The following is a 17,563-nucleotide window of genomic DNA, read 5'->3' as shown; positions in this document are numbered from 1 at the left end:
CCGTCCGCGGTGCCGGTGAGCCTCCTCGGCGACCGTCGGCGCGCCCGCCAGGGGCCGACCCGCGGTGCATACGTACGTGCCGTCAAGGAACGACGGCGGCCACCGAAGGAACGCGCCCAGGTCCTGGCGCCTGCCGTCAGCGGCCACCCCTCACCCGTCAGCCGGTTTCCGTCGGGTCGCCCAGTTGATCCGGCGCAGCGCCGTCGGCCCGAAGCTGAGCGGGCGGGGAAGGCGTCTGGCGGCGGGTGGGGAGCCGGGAGGGAGGGGTGGGGCCGGGGGCTGCCCCTGAGCGGGCGGCGCGGCCGAGAGCGCGGTGGCGGGCCGCGCCGAGAGGGCCGGGGCGGCACCGGCCGCCGGAGGGTGCGGACCGGCGGCGGACGGGCTTCCGGGCGCTGCTGTGAGAGGTGCCGGGAGCGGCTCGGGCGACGTCTGCCGGGCCGGTGCGCTGCCGGCCGTGGGCCGGGTCCGTGCCGTCCCCCGGAGCAGACCGAGTGCGGCGGTGGGGCGCAGCAGCGGGGCCGCGGGGGCGGGGGGCGCGAGGACGTCGAGGTAGGCGCGGCGGACGGCCCGGCCGGTCGTGGGGGAGGGGCGCGGTTCGCCGGTGGCCACGGACCACGGTTCCTGGGCGAGCCGTCCGATGGTCCGCTGCATCTTCCGGGCGAGGGACGGCTCGTCCATGCCGTGCCGTCGCAGTGCCCCGCGCAGCGCGGCGGCACCGTGGGCGGCGAGGGCGAGGCCCTGACCGCAGTCGTGGGCGAGCGAGACCACCGCGCCGCCGAGGGCGATGAACCCCGTCGGCCAGGAAGACAGTTGCTCATAGCGCCGCCGACGGTCCGAGGTGTCGCGGGTGAGCCGTACCTCGCTCAGCGGCTCGGCGTCGGCGATGAGGTCGGCGATGGCGGGGTGGCCCGTGCGGCGGGCGAACGGCACGAAGCGGCCCGCGTGTTCCGAGGGCCGGTCGTCCACGGTGCCGGTGAGCGTGACCAGCCAGCGGCCACCTTCGATCGGAACCAGCGTCGCCGTCCTCCCGGGAAACGGGCGGCGGGGCCGTGTGCCGGGGCCGGTGAGCGCCGAACGAGCAGTGAGCAGCGGGGAGTTCTCCGCGCCTTCGGTGGCGCGGAAGATCCGGGTCGCCGAGACGATCCCGGAGTCCGCCACGTCCTCGTGAGCTGCCGGCAACCCCAGCGTGGTCAGCCACTCCCGGGTGGTGGAGTGCCGGCCCGTGGCGTCCACGACGAGGTCGGCGTCCAGGAGGTAGCCGGCGCCGCTGGTGGTGTCCCGGACGCGCACCCCGGTGATGTGTTCGGCGGTACCGGTCAGTTCGGTGGCTTCGGTTCCGTCCAGGACGGTCACCCCCGGGAGGGCCGGCACCTGCCGGCGGATGACCCGGTCGAGCAGATCGCGGGAGCAGGCGAGGAGATACCGCGAGCGTGTGCGGCGGCCCGGCCGGCCCTTCGGGGAGCGGCCGGCGAACTCCGCCGGTAACGGCATCCGGCGGGCTCCCTCCGCCGTCCAGCGCGCGGCACTGCCGGGCAGCACGGCGTCGATCAGCCGGACCCCGTCCGCCGTCAACAACTGTGCGTGCCGGGCCTGCGGGAGGTCCGTGGGGTGGGCGGGGGTCCGCGGCAGCCGTTCCCGCTCGACGACGATGACATCGGCGTGTCCAGACAGGGCCGCGGCGGCGAGCATGCCGGTGAAGCCGCCGCCGAGCACCACGGCGAGGTAAGGGTGGGTGAACTTGAGCCCGTTGCTGCTCGACGCGTTCATGGGCAGTCCCTTTCTCGGCAGCGGCGCGCCGTTCCCCGGCGGGAGCGGGACACGTCCAGAAAGGGCGGTGCCGCATACGGTCGGGAACGTCGGCGGGCGGCGGCGATGACGGCGTCGGAGGCGGCCGCGAAGGAAGCCGTGAAGGATGCCGCCACCAAGGACGGCAAGGATGCGGAGGCGGTCCGCAGGAAGCGCAGTGCTGCCGGTGGAAGCGGCTGTGCGCGTTGTGGGTCCCGGGGGGGGGGGGGGGGGGGGGGGGGGGGGGGGGGGGGGGGGGGGGGGGGGGGGGGGGTGGGGGGGGGGGGGTTTTTTTTTTTTTCCCCCCCCCCCCCCCCCCCCCCCCCCCCCCCCCCCCCCGCCCCCCGATTTCCCCATCATGATTCCCCCTCAGGCCGTGCCCGCCCCGCCCTGCGCACAGCCACGTCCTCCTCCGCCACCCGCCCGTATCACCGGGGGCGGTGGGCGGGCACAACTGCCTCGCGGAGCGTGCTCCGCCCCGGGGGACGCGGCCGTCACATGTGGTCGACGGCGGACACATTTCGGGATCGTAGGCGGCGGCGATCACATCCGACAGCCGGGTTTGAGCGAGAGATGTGAGGCAGCCACCCCCGGGATACCGATGGGTAGATACGCAGCAAAACGGCGCAATGGGTAGAAACCGCCGTGGCGTTTTCTCGCGACGCGAGAAAGCGGGCGGGAAATTCTCGCGGGAAGAGGGGTGGGGGCGTCCGGAGCCCCGCATGGTTGGCGCGAAATGATCGGGTGACCGCGGGCAGTTGGCCGCCGTGCCTACCCTGTGCGGGCACCGCACTGGAGAACCCGAGGGAGAGTCGTGCGCGCGATTGTGATGCGAGAATTCGGCGGTCCGGACGTGCTGCGGCTCGAGGACGTGCCCGAGCCCGCGCCGCGCAGCGGTCACTCGCTGGTCGACGTGGCCCTGGCCGGCGTCAATTACGCGGATGTGCACGCCCGGGAGGACTCCTACCTCGCGCCCGTCGAGCTGCCGTACGTACCCGGCAACGAGGTCGTGGGGACGGTGGACGGGGGACGGCGTGTCGTCGGGCTGTGCCGCGGCGGCGGATACGCGGAACGGACGCTGCTGCACCGCCGGGTCACCTGGGACGTCCCCGACGCGATCAGCGACGAACAGGCCGTCGCCCTGGCGCTCCAGGGCAACAGCGCCTGGCATCTGCTGTTCACCTCGCTGCGGCTCACCGAGGGCGAGACCGTGGTCGTGCCCGCCGCGGCGGGTGGCGTGGGATCGCTGGCCGTCCAGCTCGCCGCGCGCGCCGGCGCCAAGGTCATCGGTCTCGCCGGTTCCCCGGAAAAGCGCGAACTGGCCGCGGAACTGGGCGCCCACGCGGTGGTCGACTCGACCGCCGAGGATCTGACGGAGCGCATCCTGGACGCGGCCGGCGGTCCCGTGGCGGCGGCGCTGGAGATGACCGGCGGCGTCACCTTCGAGCGGACCCTCGCCGCCGTCGCGCCGCGCGGCCGGCTCGCGGTGTACGGCTTCGCGGGCGGCGAGCTGGCGAGCGTGCCCACCCGGGAGCTGATGGAGCGGAGCCTCACCGTCTCGGGCTTCTGGCTGCCCCAGCTCTACGCGGACCGTACGGCGCTGCCGACGTCGATGCGGGCCCTGTTCGACGCGGTCGCCGACGGCACCCTCAAGCCGCTGACCGGCGCCGTCCACGGGCTCGGGGAGGCGGCACGGGCGCACCGTGAGCTGGCCGCCCGCACCCCGACTGGGAAGCTGGCGCTCGACGTCACCCGGTAATACGGGCGGACCGGGGGGCCGGACGGGTACCGGTGTAGGGGGAGCACTGTCCGGGGCCGTCCATCGGGAGCAGCGGGCAAAGAGGGCGGCCCGTACCGCACATGCCGCGCGCCTTCGGGCGCGGATCACTGCCAGGGGAGAGAGCACACGATGGGTCACAGCACCACAGCCACGGGCTCGCCGGCCACGGCCGCCGAGCCCGCCACCGGCGTGGCGCCGCGCACCGCGGGCCACTCCAAGAAGACCCGCCAGACGCCCAAGGGCACGCCGTCCGCGGGCTCCCGGACGTCGGGATCCGGCCATGCCGAGCGGGTCTTCCTCGTGCAGACGGCCTTCGCCGAGCTGGGCGGATCCGCCCACGGGCCCGGTGAGATCGCCGAATTCACCGGCCTGGACGACTCCGTCGTCTACCGCATCCTTCAGTCCGGTATCTACCAGCGCATCTTCGAGCGGGTGGACCGCGGCCTCTACCGGCTGCGGACCTCGGCCGCACAGCTCGCCTTCACCGCGCTCGACCACCGGATCGACGGCGAGATCTCGCAGACGGTGCTCCGCGAACTGCGGACGGCCACCGACAGCGGGCTGGCGTTCCTCTATATGGTGGCCCCGTTCTCCGGTGCCCAACGGCAGTGCGTCGACATGGCCGTGGGCGATTCCGACCTCGCGGAGCTGGGCATGACGCCCCGCGATGTGCTGTCCGTGACGCGGTCCCTGCGCACCGGTGCCTCCGGGCGGACGATCCTCGCCTACCTGCCGGAGGTGCTCCAGCAGCGGGTGCTGGCCGAGCCGGTACCCGACCAGGCGGGCCCCGGTGTCTTCCGCGACAACGCCGCCCTGCTGGACTCCCTCGCGGAGGTGCGCGACCTCGGCTACGCGCTCGGGTACGAGGAGTGCATGGCCGGCTGGAACTCCTGCGCGGCGCCGATCATGTGGGACGGCTCCATCATGGGAGCGGTGCTGCTCCTCAAGCTCAAGTCCGTGATGCCGGTGGCCCCCGACGGCGTCATCGAGGCGACGAAGGAGGCGGCGGCCGAACTCAGCCGCTACGGAGCGGCCCGCCCGGCCGCGGACCAGGCCTGACCCGCGGCCCCCGGCCGCCCGCCGCTTCATGAGCCGGCCCGCGCCGGGTGGCCGTGCAGAATGGCGGGGTGCGGCTCGAAGCGATCACCTGGGAACGGCTCACCGACGCGCTCGCCGAGCGGCTCGTCGCGATGCCGGCGAAGGACGGGAGCCCCTGGCTGCGGGTGGCCGTCGACGGGGCTCCCGCCGCCGCGCCCGGAGAGCTGGCCGCCCGGCTCGCCGAGGCGCTGCGGCTGCGGGGGCGGGCGGTGCACAAGGCCGGCACCTTCGGCTTTCTGCGCCCCGCCTCGCTGCGGCTCGAATACGGCCGGGAGGACCCCGATGCCTACCACGACGAGTGGTTCGACCGGCAGGCGCTGTGGCGCGAGATCTTCCAGCCGCTGGAGCCGGGCGGCACCGGGCGGGTGCTCCCGGACCTGTGGGATCCGGTGGCGGACCGGGCGACCCGCAGCGCGTACGTGGAGCTGCCGCCCGGCGGTGTCCTGCTGTTGCACGGTCCCCTGCTGCTCGGTCACTGGTTTCCCTTCGATCTCTCCGTCCACCTGAAGCTGTCGCCGGCCGCGCTCGCCCGCCGCACCCCGGAGGACGAGCGCTGGACACTGCCCGCCTTCGCGCGCTACGAGGCCGGGACCCGGCCCGAGGAGGTGGCGGATGTCGTCGTACGGGCCGACGATCCGCGCCGCCCGGCCTGGAGCGGACCGGGGTGAGCGTCCGCCGCGTCCGAAGTGGCCGTCCCGGCACGCGCGTTCGTCGCCGCCGGGCGCCGCTCTCGGACGAGCTGCCGAATCAACTCCTGGGCGCTGCCGCCGTCTTGCGAAAGCTCCCGATTCCTCGCGGCCCCGGACATATTTCTCCCCCTCCCCGGGCGGCCCCGACGGCCGTTCCCCCGCGGTAAAAACCGTACGGCCGACCACTGACAATCGTCCGTGCGGACGCCGGGCGCGGACCGCTGACCGGCGCTTGTGGGGCGGCGGTTAGCGTGGCCCTGTGACGACTTCATTTCCTGCATCCGACGAGCCCGAAGCGCTGCCCGGCAGCCAGGGCCCCACCGCCACCGTGGAGGCCCGGCCGCGCTCGGTCGGCACCGTGACGATGACCTACGCGCCGGACCCGGACGGCGACCCGGACCCCGGCGAGATCGTGTGGACCTGGGTGCCCTACGAGGAGAACGACGGCCGGGGCAAGGACCGTCCGGTACTGGTTGTCGCCCGGGAGCCGGGCGGCACGCTGCTGGCCGTGCAGCTGTCCAGCAAGCGGCACAACAACGACTGGGACTGGGTCCCGATAGGGGTCGGCCCATGGGACCGCGCGGGGCGCGACTCATGGGTCGCCGTGGACCGGGTGCTGCGGGTGCACCCGGCCGGGATGCGGCGCGAGGCCTGCGCCCTGGACCGGGGCCGCTTCAACCTGGTCGGCAACCGGCTGCGCGAGCGCTACGGCTGGCGCTGACGGCGCCGGTGGCGGCGTCTCAGGCGGCCGCCAGGGCCAGCAGCTTGGTGACGGTGTTCCAGTTACGGGCGGTGGCGGTGACCCCGAGCGGTGCCCGGCTCACCGCGTCGGCCAGCTTGGAGCGGCCGATGCCGCCGGGGCACCACAGATACAGTTCACGCCCGATCAGCCGGTACTGATCGGGCGTGAACGCGTCCGGGTCGAGCGCGTCGAGCCGGGAGGTGTCGGCCGGCACCGCCGACAGGAACGTGACATGGAGGCTCTTGGGCTCCGGCACGGCCTGCGGAAACGGGTTCGCGGCGACGACGGCGGCCAGCTCGTCACCGGTCCGGACGATCACCGGCACCGTCAGGCCGAGCTCGGCGGCGATCCGGTCATGGATCACCCGGGCCGTCTCCTCCGGCGGTGTACCGGGGTCGGCGAAGACGATATTGCCGGTCTGGAGCAGCACCGAGACATCCTCGTAGCCCAGCGACTCGGCCAGTGCCAGCTGCTTCGCCTTGGGGAAGGAGTTGTGGCCGCCGACGTTGATGCCGCGGAGCAGAGCGATCTGACGGGACATGACGCTGCCCTTCAGGAGAGCCGGCCTCGGCGAGGCCGGACGACGGTCGGGATCAGAAGAGCGGGGCGGGCAGCACACCTTCCAGGGCCAGCAGCAGGCGCTTGGTCTCCAGACCGCCGCCGAAGCCACCGATCCCGCCGTCACTGGCCACGACCCGGTGGCAGGGGACGACGACCGGCAGCGGATTGGAACCCATCGCCGCCCCCACGGCACGGGCGGCGCCCGGCTCCCCGACCCGGTCGGCGAGGTCCTGATAGCCGACGACGCTGCCATAGGGGACGCCGTCGGCCAGGGCATGCAGGACCCGGGCGTGGAAGCCGGAGGACAGCGACCAGTCCAGGGGGACGGTGAAGGACCGCAGCTCCCCGGCGAAGTAGGCGGTCAGCTCGGCGGTGGCCGTCGTCAGATGAGGTATCTCGGCGAGGGGCGGCCCGCCGAAGAACTGCTCCAGACGGGCCAGCGCACCGCGGGTCGTCCGCTCGTCGGCATGGAAGACGACCTGGACCAGGCCCTTCCGGGTCGCGGCGAGCAGCAGCGGGCCGATGGGGGTCGTCAGCCGCTGCCAGGCCCAGTCGCGCCGCGCCGCCGCGTCCGGTGCCGCCTCCGGCGGGGTCGCCGGCCCGGAATCCTGCTCTGCATACGTCACCTGATCAGGGTAGGACGCACCACTGACAACGCGACGGGGAACGGCCGGCACCCGCCGCCCGCTCCCCGTCGCCGGTCGCCGGTGGCTCAGTCGTCGTCGTGCTTCTCCAGGGCGTCCCGCACCACGTCGGGCTTGTTGGTGATGATCCCGTCGACGCCCAGACCGGCGGCCCTCACCGCGACCGCCGGGTCATCGACGGTCCAGGTGTACAGGTCCAGCGCCCGGCGGTGCGGGCCGCGCAGACCGTGCACGGCGGCGACGTACTCCCGGGTGACCGCCGTGTGGACGGGGTTGATCTGGTCGCAGTACTTCGCGAACTTCGGGAGGTCGGCGACGGAGGGATTGCCGAGGAAGCCCGTCTTGAGGTCCGACCGGAGGGTGTGCACGGTCTTGATGGCGTCGGCGTTGAAGCTCTGGATGATCAGGCGGTGCTTCACGTGCGCCTTGTCCAGCCAGCCCGCGCGGCGCAGCTCCGTGAGGGTCTGGAGCTCGATGCCCGGGTAGAGCTCCGGCGACTTGAGCTCCATCAGGAGGCTCTGGTCGTTGTGCTCGACCTCGTCCATGTAGTCCTCCAGGGTCGGCACCCGCTCCCCCCGGAACTTCGGCCCGAACCAGCTGCCCGCGTCCAGCTTCTCGATCTCGTCGAGGGTGAAGTCCGAGACGTTCCAGGGCGAGCGCCCGGGGAAGACCTGCTCGACGTTCGTCGTCCGGGCGAGCGTGTTGTCGTGGAGGATGACCAGCTCGCCGTCCTTGGTGCGCTGTACGTCGTTCTCGACCCACTCGATTCCGAGCCGGTCGGCCGCGTCGATCGCGGCGAGGGTGTTCTCGGGCGCGTACGACGAGGCGCCGCGGTGGGCGACCGTCAGCGGAGTGTGTCCGGCCGGCGCGGCCTGGGCGGCGGTCGGGGAGAGGGCGAGCGTGGACAGACCCATGAGCGCACCGGCGACAACGGTGGCGACGGGGCGAATACGCATACGGGCTCCTCGTGGCGTCGTGGACGTGAGCTGACGTGAAGTGAGGTGAACCGGGTCGGACGGACAGAGGCTCGCAGCCGGGCCGTAGCGGGAGGCGGTCGTGTGGTGTCCGGGACCTGAACGAGACGTGGCCGGTGTTCCGTTCTGGAGCGTCGCGCAGTTGCAGGATGCCCGGATCAGCCCTGCCACAGACGTACGCTCCGCCGCCGTCCAACTTGCCGGAGGCGCGGCATCCGCGCATCTTGGCCGATGATGCGTCACCCCTCGTGCTTCTGACCGGTTTTGGTCGAACAGCTCGCTGGACGGACCGGCGCGGCGGGTTCCGGGCGCGGGCGCGACGCGCTCACGGGCTTGCCTCCGGCCGGGAACAAGAGGAGCCCCGGGGACGCAGGTGGCGCGTCCCGCGCGGTGTCCCGTGCGCTCTCACCCCGCGGCGTTCCCGGCCCGCCGGGCACCGCCACCTCACCGCCCCGGGCGCCGCGTCGGCCCGCCACCGCCCCGCGCCGCCGCATCAGCTCCCCGCCGCCCCGCCGCGCTGCGCCGCCCGCCGCCCCGCACCCGCCACCGCGGCCCGCCGCCTCGCCCGCCCCCGAACCCCCGACGTCCGCCGCTGAACGCCCGGCGCCCGCCGCGGGCACCGGCCGCCCCCGCGGTAAAGCCGCAGGTCGGAGCATTGACGACGTCGGTTGTCAGTGCTGGGTCGTACGGTGGATCCCATGCGGCCCGTATCAAAGATCGAACGCACGGTGGCGCCCTTCGAGGTCGTCAGCCCCTACCAGCCCAATGGCGACCAGCCGGCGGCTATCGCCGAGCTGGAGCGGCGCATCCGCGGGGGTGAAAAGGACGTCGTCCTGCTGGGTGCGACCGGCACCGGCAAGTCGGCGACCACCGCGTGGATGATCGAGAAGCTGCAGCGCCCGACCCTCGTGATGGCGCCCAACAAGACCCTCGCGGCCCAGCTCGCCAACGAATTCCGCGAGCTGCTGCCCAACAACGCCGTCGAGTACTTCGTCTCCTACTACGACTACTACCAGCCCGAGGCGTACGTCCCGCAGTCCGATACGTACATCGAGAAGGACTCCTCCATCAACGAGGAGGTCGAACGGCTGCGCCACTCCGCGACGAATTCGCTGCTCACCCGGCGTGACGTCGTCGTGGTCGCCTCGGTGTCCTGCATCTACGGCCTGGGCACCCCGCAGGAGTACGTCGACCGGATGGTGCCGCTGAAGGTCGGCGACGAGATCGACCGCGACCAGCTGCTGCGCCGCTTCGTCGACATCCAGTACACCCGCAACGACGTGGCCTTCACCCGTGGCACCTTCCGGGTGCGCGGCGACACCATCGAGATCTTCCCGGTCTACGAAGAGCTGGCCGTGCGGATCGAGATGTTCGGCGACGAGATCGAGGCGCTGTCCACCCTGCACCCGCTCACCGGCGAGGTGATCAGCGACGACCGGGAGCTGTACATCTTCCCGGCCAGCCACTACATCGCCGGCCCCGAGCGGATGGAGCGGGCCATCGCGGGGATCGAGGCCGAGCTGGCGGACAGCCTCGCCACGATGGAGAAGCAGGGCAAGCATCTGGAGGCCCAGCGGCTGCGGATGCGCACGACGTACGACATCGAGATGATGCGGCAGATCGGCTCCTGCTCGGGCATCGAGAACTATTCGATGCACATGGACGGCCGTGACCCCGGCTCCGCGCCCAACACCCTCATCGACTACTTCCCGGACGACTTCCTCCTGGTCATCGACGAGTCGCATGTCACCGTCCCGCAGATCGGCGCCATGTACGAGGGCGACGCCTCACGCAAGCGGACCCTGGTCGAGCACGGCTTCCGGCTGCCGTCGGCCCTGGACAACCGGCCGCTGAAGTGGGAAGAGTTCCTGGAGCGCATCGGCCAGACCGTCTATCTGTCCGCGACCCCGGGCTCGTACGAGCTCGCCCGGGGCGACGGCTTCGTGGAGCAGATCATCCGTCCGACCGGCCTGGTCGACCCGGAGGTGGTGGTCAAGCCCACCGACGGGCAGATCGACGACCTGGTGCACGAGATCCGTACGCGCACGGACAAGGACGAGCGCGTCCTGGTCACCACCCTCACCAAGAAGATGGCCGAGGACCTCACGGACTACTTCCTCGAGCTCGGCATCCAGGTCCGCTATCTGCACAGCGACGTGGACACCCTGCGCCGGGTGGAGCTGCTGCGGGAGCTGCGATCGGGTGAGTACGACGTCCTGGTGGGCATCAACCTGCTGCGGGAGGGCCTCGACCTTCCCGAGGTCTCCCTGGTGGCCATTCTGGACGCCGACAAGGAGGGCTTCCTGCGCTCCGGTTCGGCGCTCATCCAGACCATCGGCCGCGCGGCGCGCAACGTCTCCGGACAGGTGCACATGTACGCCGACAAGGTCACCCCGGCGATGGCGAAGGCCATCGAGGAGACCAACCGCCGCCGCGAGAAGCAGCTGGCGTACAACAAGGAGAACGGCATCGACCCGCAGCCGCTCCGTAAGAAGATCGGCGACATCGTCGCCACCCTCGCCCGCGAGGAGATCGACACCCAGGAGCTGCTGGGCACGGGCTACCGCAAGGCATCCGAGGGCAAGGAGGCCAAGGGCAAGGCACCGGTCCCGGCGCTCGCCGCCAAGGGCGTGAAGGGCAAGGGCGGCAAGGCGGGCGCGGAGCTGACGGACCGTCCCGCCGCCGAACTGGCCGCGCTCATCGAGGAGATGACGGAGCGGATGCGCGCCGCCGCGGCGGAGCTCCAGTTCGAGGTCGCCGCCCGGCTGCGCGACGAGGTGGGTGAACTGAAGAAGGAGCTGCGGCAAATGAGGGAGGCCGGGGTGAAGTAGAGGGGGCCGGCGTGCGCTGAGGGGTGGCCGGGGAGGATACGCGGCCGGGCCGTCCGGGTGGCGGCCCGCACCGTTCCGGGGCGGGTATCGCCGCACGTGAGCGCGGTGTGCTCAGCGGACCGGTGTGTTGCAGAAGCGCCACAAAACGCGGGCCTTGTGCGTGCCCGGCCCGCCGCCGTGCGTAGGGTCGAAGGGCCGCCGGAAAGCTGGGCGGGGACATACGAGAGAGGGGACGGCGCGTGTCGGTCAATTTGTCCAAGGGGCAGGGCATCAGCCTGGAGAAGTCCGACGGAGGAGCCCTGACCGCGGTGCGGATGGGGCTGGGGTGGCGCTCGGCGCCGCGCCGTGGCCTGTTCGGGCGGCGGACCAGCGAGATCGACCTGGATGCCTCGGCGGTGCTGTTCGCCGACAAGAAGCCGATAGACGTCGTCTTCTTCCAGCACCTGGTCAGCGATGACGGCGCGGTCCGGCACACCGGCGACAACCTGGTCGGCGGCGCGGGCCAGGGCGGCGACGACGAGGCGATCCTGGTCGACCTGGCGCGGGTGCCGGTGCACATCGACCAGATCGTCTTCACCGTCAACTCCTTCACCGGCCAGACCTTCGCCGAGGTACAGGACGCCTTCTGCCGTCTGGTGGACGAGACCACCGGCCAGGAGCTGGCCCGTTACACCCTCACGGGCGGCGGCGACTACACCGCACAGGTCATGTCCAAGGTGCACCGCACGGGCAGCGGCTGGCAGATGACCGCCATCGGTGAGCCCTGCGTCGGCCGCACCTTCCAGGACCTCGTGCCGGCGATCGTGCCGCACCTGTAGTCACCACCGTCGTGGCAGCGCGCACCGGGCCGCGCCGCCGCCGCGCCGGGCCCGAGCCCGGCGTCCGGCCCGGGGAACGCCATCACTACCAGGGGGAACAACGATGACGGCCGAGCTGGTCCGGGGGCAGAACCATCCACTGGACCGGACGCGGGTGGAGATCCGGGTGGCGGCGGGCGGTCCCGTCGTGGCCGGGGTGACCCTCGGCGACGAGCAGGGCAGGCTCTCCGGGGCCGAGGCGGTGGCCCACCCGGGCGCGCCCCGCCGCACCGGCATCGAGGTTCCCCGCCAGGCGGCCGCCGAGCACCGCATCGCGGTGGATCTCGACGCGCTGCCCGCCGCCGTCCACCGGGTGAGCGTGCTGTTGGCGCTGCCCAGCGGGATCGGCGGGCTGACCGCCTTCGGTGCCGCCGCCGCGCCCGCCGTCACGGTCACCGGCCTCGACGGCAGCGGCATCGTCCGCTACACGATCACCGGTCTGGGCGCCGAGTCCGCGGTCGTGGCCGTGGAGCTCTACCGCAGGCAGGACGCCTGGAAGGTGCGTGCCGTGGGCCAGGGCTACGCCGACGGCCTCCCGGCGATGCTGCGGGACCAGGGACTGCCCCAGGCGGCGGAGCTGGCCGCGGAGATCGAGGAAGCGGTCGGCCAAGGGCAGGCCCGTGCGGTCCCCGCACCCGCCCCCATGACGGCCGGCCGGTCCGAACGGCCCGGCACCGGCCCGTCCGCCGCGCCCGCCCAGGACCGGCCGTCCCCCGCACCCACCACGGCAGCTGACGGCCCGACACCTTCCGGGGCCGGAGCCGGGACCGGAGCTGGAGCCGGAGACGCCTCCGGGACCGGAGCCGCAGCAGGCCCCGGGACCGGCGTAGGCGCGAAGTCCGCCGCCGGCGCCAAGGCCGGAGACCTGCCGCCCACCCCGGCGGCCGGCGGCCCCATCGACTACCGGCACCCGCGCCGCCGCAGCACCCCCACCCCGGCCGCCCCCGCCCCGTCTTCCCCGCGGCCGGCCGGCCCGCCCCCTTCAGCCACGGGTCCCACCGCACCGGACGGCTCCCCGCTGCCGGTGGCCGGTGACGCCGCCGGTTGGAGCATGGACGAGCGGCTCTACAACCAGGTCTGGGGCATGTTCGAGGACCTGGCGCGCTCGGTCGCCGCCTACCGCAGTGCCGCCGACTTCGCCGAGACCCGCCTGGAGCAGGAGCTCGACCGGGCCCTCGCCGACCCGCGCGCCCGCCTCGGCACGGCGGGCGACGCCGCGCGCGCCACCGCCCGCGACCAGCACGCCACCCTCGTCACCCAGGCCCGCGCCGCCCTCGACCGCGACCTCGCGCAGCTGACGGCCGAGTCGGAGGTCGTGGAGCCCGCGCTGCCGCCCGCCTTCGCCCGCTGGGACAACCCCGTATGGCAGGGCTACCACGTCCCGGTGGAGCGCCCGATGGCGCTGCGCCTGGGGGATCTGCACCTCCCGGAAGTCCTGGACCTGCGCATTCCCATGCTGGTGCGGCTGCCGCTGGAGCGCGGCCTGTGGATCGACAGCGGCCCCGACAGCTATGGCCGTCCCGGCCCCGACCGTGACATCGGCCGGCGGGAGCTGCCCGGCGCACTCACGGACGGGGCGCCCGACGAGACCGAGCTGCGCCGCCTGGCCATGGAGTCGGCCGTCGCGATCGCCGCCCGGCTGCTCGCCATCCACCCGGCCGGTGACTTCGCGGTCCAGGTCATCGACCCGGCCGGAGCCGCCGCACCCGCGCTGGCGCCGCTGGTGGAGAGCGGTGCGCTGCCCGCCTACCCCCTGCCCGGCGCCAAGGGCGTGGCGGCGGTCCTGGAGGAGCTGACCCGGCGGGTGGAACTCGTCCAGATGGCCGTGCGCCATCGCGCCGCGGACGCGCTGCCGGCGGATCTCGACACCGCCGAGCAGCTGCTGATCGTGCATGACTTCCCGCACGGCTTCGACGACCGTGCCCTCACCCGGCTCCGCTATCTGGCCGACGAGGGGCCGGCGGTCGGGGTGCATCTGATGCTGGTCGCCGACCGCGCCCAGAGCCGGGAGTACGGCCCGGTCCTGGATCCGCTGTGGCGCTCCCTGCTGCGCCTCACTCCGGTGCCCGATGCGCATCTCGCCGATCCCTGGGTCGGCCATGCCTGGACCTACGAGCCGCCGCTCGCCCCGCCGGGCAGTCAGGTGGTGCGTCAGGTGCTGGGCCGGCTCGCGGCGGCCCGTCGACCCTCCTGACCAGCCATTTTACCCTTTTCTTTACTATTCCTTGGGCTTCCTTTACGCTTCTTGGTGCGGAGGGGAGTATTCCCACCACGACGTACCCGTCATCACGGATTGCGAGTGTGACGAGATCCCGGGGCGTCGGTCCCGTCCCCCTTCGGGCGGACGGGGCGGAAGAGACCTCCGGCAGCGACGACGCTGTGAGTGCCGTACGACTCTGCCGGAGGAGCAGTGGACGTTTCCCTGAACCTGTGGGTGCTGACCATCCTCGGTCTCTGCGCCCTGATCGCCGCCGACTTCTTCATAGGCGGCCGCAAACCACACGAGGTCTCCCTCAAGGAGGCCGGAATCTGGACCGGTGTCTGGATCGCCCTCGCCGCGCTGTTCGGCGTCGGGCTGCTGCTCTTCGGCGGCACCGCACCGGCCGGTGAGTTCTTCGCCGGATTCATCACCGAGAAGTCCCTGAGCGTCGACAACCTCTTCGTCTTCGTCCTGATCATGGCGAAGTTCGCGGTCCCGGCGATCTACCAGCAGCGGGTGCTGATGGTGGGTGTGCTGATCGCGCTGGTGCTGCGGGCCGGCTTCATCGGCGCGGGCGCCGCGATCATCGCCAACTTCTCCTGGATCTTCTACCTCTTCGGCGCGTTCCTCATCTGGACCGCGTGGAAGCTCATCAAGGAGGCACGGGCCGAGGAGGAGGACGAGGAGTTCGAGGAGAACCGCTTCCTGAAGATGGTCGAGAAGCGCTTCCCGTCGACCGACCAGTACCACGGCACCAAGCTGTTCATCGTCGAGAACGGCAAGCGGCTGATGACGCCGATGCTGATCGTCATGCTGGCGATCGGTACCACCGACGTCCTCTTCGCCCTGGACTCCATCCCGGCGATCTTCGGCCTCACCCAGGACCCGTACATCGTCTTCACCGCCAACGCCTTCGCCCTGATGGGTCTGCGGCAGCTGTACTTCCTGATCGGCGGACTGCTCAAGAAGCTGGTCCACCTCTCGTACGGCCTGTCGGTCATCCTGGGCTTCATCGGCGTGAAGCTGGTGCTGCACGCACTCCACGAGTCCGGCGTGCCGGTCCCGGAGATCAGCATTCCGGTCTCGCTGGGCGTCATCTGCGCGGTCCTGATCGTCACGACCATCACCAGCCTGCGCGCCTCGAAGAAGCAGGCCGCGGCCGAGGCCACGGCCAAGGAACACATAGACGCCTGAGGCCGGTACCAGGCCCCGAAGAGCGTCGACGGCGCCCGGTTCCCGCTCCCTCCAGGGGCGGGGGCCGGGCGCCGCTGCTGTGCAGGAGGACGGGCTGCCGTCCGGCGTGCTACCAGCCGCGCTTGCGCCACTCCGCGAGCTGCGGACGCTCGGCGCCGAGCGTGGTGTCGTTGCCGTGGCCCGGGTACACCCAGGTCTCGTCGGGCAGTTCGCCGAAGAGCTTGTGTTCCACGTCGTCGATGAGGCGGGCGAAGTTCTCGGCGCTGCCGAAGGTGTTGCCGACACCGCCGGGGAACAGGCAGTCCCCGGTGAACAGATGCGGGGCGCCGTGCGGATCGTCGTAGACCAGCGCGATGCTGCCCGGGGTGTGCCCGACCAGGTGGCGCGCGGTCAGTTCGACCCGGCCGACGGTGAGGGTGTCGCAGTCCTCGACCGGCACGTCCGTGGGGACGGGGATGCCCTCGGCGTCGTACCGCCCCGCGTAGGTCCGCGCGCCCGTCGCATCGACGATCTCGCGCAGCGCGCCCCAGTGGTCACCGTGCCGGTGAGTGGTGACCACGGAGGCGATACCGCTGTCGCCGATCAGTGAGAGGAGGGTGTGCGGATCGGCGGCCGCGTCGATCAGCAGCTGCTCATCGGTCGCCCGGCACCGCAGCACATAGGCGTTGTTGTTCATCGGACCGACCGCGACCTTGGAAATCATCAGGTCGGTCAGCTCGTGCACGTCGGCCGGTCCGCCGACCTTCACTGCTCCGCTGTAACCCATGTCACCACTCTAGAGCGGCGGTACAGCAGGCAGTACGCAGCCGTGGCTGTCCAGTTCGGCGCCGTCACCACGGCCGGTGAGCCAGCCGACCAGGTCGGCCGCCGAGCCCGTCACCACCAGGGGCGCGGCCGCGGCGTCCGGTCCGGTGGGCGTGCGGCCGGTGCGCCACCGGCGGCCGTCGTGGGCGCACAGCTCCAGCGGGGGCAGGTCCGGGTGCCCCGCGAATTTGATCGCGGACAGAAAGTCCAGCTCACGGTCGATGAACGCGGGCGACAGCTGATCGACGGTGTGGCCGACGCCGAGGTCGACATGGTGCAGTTCGAGCTCGGCCAGCCGGCGCAGCGGCAGCCGGTCGGCCCGCTCGACCACGCCGTTGCGCATCTCGACCTCGAACGCCCGGCGGGCCTCCGGCAGCGCCTCCATCGCCGCGTCGAACCGCGCGGCGCTCTCCCGGAGATCCTCCAGCTGCGCCGCCAGCGGACGGTCCGCACCCTGCTGGATATCGCGCTCGCGCGCCTCGGCACTGACGTACATCGGTGTCCGCACATCCGTACGCGCCCAGGTGAGGAGGTTGCCCAGCGCGTCCGCGTTGCGCGCCAGATGGGCGAGGACATGGCCGCGGGTCCAGCCGGGGAGCAGCGACGGTTCGCCGATCGCCGCGTCGTCGAGCTTGCTCACCGAGACCAGGAGCCGGTCGGTGGCCTCGCGGACGGCTGCCACATCGTGCGGGAAGTCAGGCGGGGTGAGGGTCATGGTGCGACGCTAGCGCCGTCGGGGCGGGTGCGGGAGTCGGCCGGCGCCGGTCGGGGCGTACGCGGGCGGTGCGGGCGGCGCATATCAGCCGCTTGGTCCGGCAGGTCCGCGCCACCCGCCGCGCCGGTCAGGCGGCCGCGCCGTCCGGCGTGCCGAACCAGCTCCGGAGCGCCGAGGCCGGCTCGTCCCGGGTGTCCTGGGCGCCGGAGTCCGCAGCCCAGGCGGTGCAGCCGTCCGGCCGCACCGGCAGCCCGGTCAGGCCGGGACGCCCGGGGCAGCCCGCGGTGCGCACCCGCACCCGGTCGCCGTACCCCGCGGCGCATGCGCGGACCCCCGCGTCACCGGCGAGATCGAGCAACAGCCCGCGCCCGTCGTGCAGATGGTCGGTGAGCCGGGTGCCGTCGGAGAGTTCCAGGTCCGGCGCGCCGCGGCCGGTCAGCGGATGGTCGCCGGGCAGGTCGTAACGCTGTCGCCGAGAGCACCTTGTGGATCCTGACGCCCGGCACCCCGGACACCTTGCGCAGGAACTCCTCCAACTCCCCGGCTCTGCGGGCGCGGGGGCGGGAGGCGGTCGAGGAGACGGAGGGCGCGCGCGCCGCGCTGCTCGCCGAGGGCGCGGGGGTGACGCGGAGCGGTCAACGGTCATGACGCACGGCTGGGGGCGGCGCTGATCATCGCGGCGATCCGGG

Annotated in this window: 14 protein-coding genes and 1 pseudogene; 8 read left to right on the top strand and 7 right to left on the bottom strand. The window is 72.6% G+C overall.

The window, feature by feature from the left end:
- Nucleotides 1–150: 150 nt before the first annotated feature.
- Complete coding sequence (locus ACZ4XD_RS17450; RefSeq protein WP_468042945.1) at nt 151–1,767, bottom strand: FAD-dependent oxidoreductase; 1,617 nt, start codon at nt 1,765–1,767, stop codon at nt 151–153.
- Between the two features lie 832 nt (nt 1,768–2,599).
- Here ACZ4XD_RS17450 and ACZ4XD_RS17445 point away from each other — a divergent pair.
- The 4 genes from ACZ4XD_RS17445 to ACZ4XD_RS17430 all read left to right on the top strand — a co-directional run bounded on the left by ACZ4XD_RS17445 (nt 2,600) and on the right by ACZ4XD_RS17430 (nt 6,073).
- The gene (locus ACZ4XD_RS17445; protein ID WP_468042943.1) at nt 2,600–3,544 is read left to right on the top strand and encodes a quinone oxidoreductase family protein; all 945 of its coding nucleotides are present in this window, start codon (nt 2,600–2,602) and stop codon (nt 3,542–3,544) included.
- 150 nt (nt 3,545–3,694) lie between these two features.
- On the top strand, nt 3,695–4,624 hold the full coding sequence (locus tag ACZ4XD_RS17440; RefSeq protein WP_468042941.1) for an IclR family transcriptional regulator domain-containing protein: 930 nt from the start codon (nt 3,695–3,697) through the stop codon (nt 4,622–4,624).
- A 68-nt stretch (nt 4,625–4,692) separates the two neighbouring features.
- Nucleotides 4,693–5,331, top strand: coding sequence for a nucleoside/nucleotide kinase family protein (locus tag ACZ4XD_RS17435; RefSeq protein WP_468042939.1), 639 nt, complete (start codon nt 4,693–4,695; stop codon nt 5,329–5,331).
- Between the two features lie 280 nt (nt 5,332–5,611).
- Nucleotides 5,612–6,073, top strand: a complete 462-nt coding sequence (locus ACZ4XD_RS17430) for a type II toxin-antitoxin system PemK/MazF family toxin (protein ID WP_468042937.1) — start codon at nt 5,612–5,614, stop codon at nt 6,071–6,073.
- Between the two features lie 19 nt (nt 6,074–6,092).
- On the opposite strand, the gene ACZ4XD_RS17425 is transcribed toward ACZ4XD_RS17430, so the two are convergent.
- The 3 genes from ACZ4XD_RS17425 to ACZ4XD_RS17415 all read right to left on the bottom strand — a co-directional run bounded on the left by ACZ4XD_RS17425 (nt 6,093) and on the right by ACZ4XD_RS17415 (nt 8,255).
- Nucleotides 6,093–6,635, bottom strand: a complete 543-nt coding sequence (locus ACZ4XD_RS17425) for a DUF1697 domain-containing protein (RefSeq protein WP_468042935.1) — start codon at nt 6,633–6,635, stop codon at nt 6,093–6,095.
- 52 nt (nt 6,636–6,687) lie between these two features.
- Nucleotides 6,688–7,281 carry a methylated-DNA--[protein]-cysteine S-methyltransferase gene (locus ACZ4XD_RS17420; RefSeq protein WP_468042933.1) on the bottom strand — a complete coding sequence of 198 codons (594 nt, stop codon included), beginning with the start codon at nt 7,279–7,281 and terminating at the stop codon, nt 6,688–6,690.
- An 86-nt stretch (nt 7,282–7,367) separates the two neighbouring features.
- Nucleotides 7,368–8,255 carry a glycerophosphodiester phosphodiesterase gene (locus ACZ4XD_RS17415; RefSeq protein WP_468042931.1) on the bottom strand — a complete coding sequence of 296 codons (888 nt, stop codon included), beginning with the start codon at nt 8,253–8,255 and terminating at the stop codon, nt 7,368–7,370.
- A 716-nt stretch (nt 8,256–8,971) separates the two neighbouring features.
- Here ACZ4XD_RS17415 and uvrB point away from each other — a divergent pair.
- The 4 genes from uvrB to ACZ4XD_RS17395 all read left to right on the top strand — a co-directional run bounded on the left by uvrB (nt 8,972) and on the right by ACZ4XD_RS17395 (nt 15,355).
- A complete protein-coding gene (gene uvrB / locus ACZ4XD_RS17410; RefSeq protein ID WP_468042929.1) occupies nt 8,972–11,104 on the top strand; it encodes an excinuclease ABC subunit UvrB in 2,133 nt (710 codons plus the stop codon).
- A 239-nt stretch (nt 11,105–11,343) separates the two neighbouring features.
- On the top strand, nt 11,344–11,922 hold the full coding sequence (locus tag ACZ4XD_RS17405) for a TerD family protein (RefSeq protein ID WP_387247905.1): 579 nt from the start codon (nt 11,344–11,346) through the stop codon (nt 11,920–11,922).
- Nucleotides 11,923–12,025: 103 nt separating this feature from the next.
- Nucleotides 12,026–14,155: a TerD family protein gene (locus ACZ4XD_RS17400; RefSeq protein ID WP_468042927.1), complete on the top strand. Its 2,130-nt coding sequence runs from the start codon at nt 12,026–12,028 to the stop codon at nt 14,153–14,155.
- Nucleotides 14,156–14,371: 216 nt separating this feature from the next.
- Nucleotides 14,372–15,355, top strand: a complete 984-nt coding sequence (locus ACZ4XD_RS17395; RefSeq protein WP_468042925.1) for a TerC family protein — start codon at nt 14,372–14,374, stop codon at nt 15,353–15,355.
- Between the two features lie 109 nt (nt 15,356–15,464).
- On the opposite strand, the gene ACZ4XD_RS17390 is transcribed toward ACZ4XD_RS17395, so the two are convergent.
- The 3 genes and pseudogenes from ACZ4XD_RS17390 to ACZ4XD_RS17380 all read right to left on the bottom strand — a co-directional run.
- Nucleotides 15,465–16,121 carry an MBL fold metallo-hydrolase gene (locus ACZ4XD_RS17390; RefSeq protein WP_468042923.1) on the bottom strand — a complete coding sequence of 219 codons (657 nt, stop codon included), beginning with the start codon at nt 16,119–16,121 and terminating at the stop codon, nt 15,465–15,467.
- Between the two features lie 9 nt (nt 16,122–16,130).
- Nucleotides 16,131–16,874 (bottom strand): maleylpyruvate isomerase family mycothiol-dependent enzyme, encoded by a 744-nt coding sequence (locus ACZ4XD_RS17385; protein ID WP_468042921.1) that lies wholly within the window; start codon nt 16,872–16,874, stop codon nt 16,131–16,133.
- A gap of 127 nt (nt 16,875–17,001) precedes the next feature.
- A pseudogene (locus ACZ4XD_RS17380) lies at nt 17,002–17,343 on the bottom strand (aromatic-ring hydroxylase C-terminal domain-containing protein); the annotation flags it as partial.
- Nucleotides 17,344–17,563: the final 220 nt, after the last annotated feature.

It is taken from the genome of Streptomyces sp. NPDC029466 (assembly GCF_055574515.1).
The sequence above is the reverse complement of the archived record's forward strand: the minus strand, read 5'-3'. Positions and strand labels throughout refer to the sequence as shown.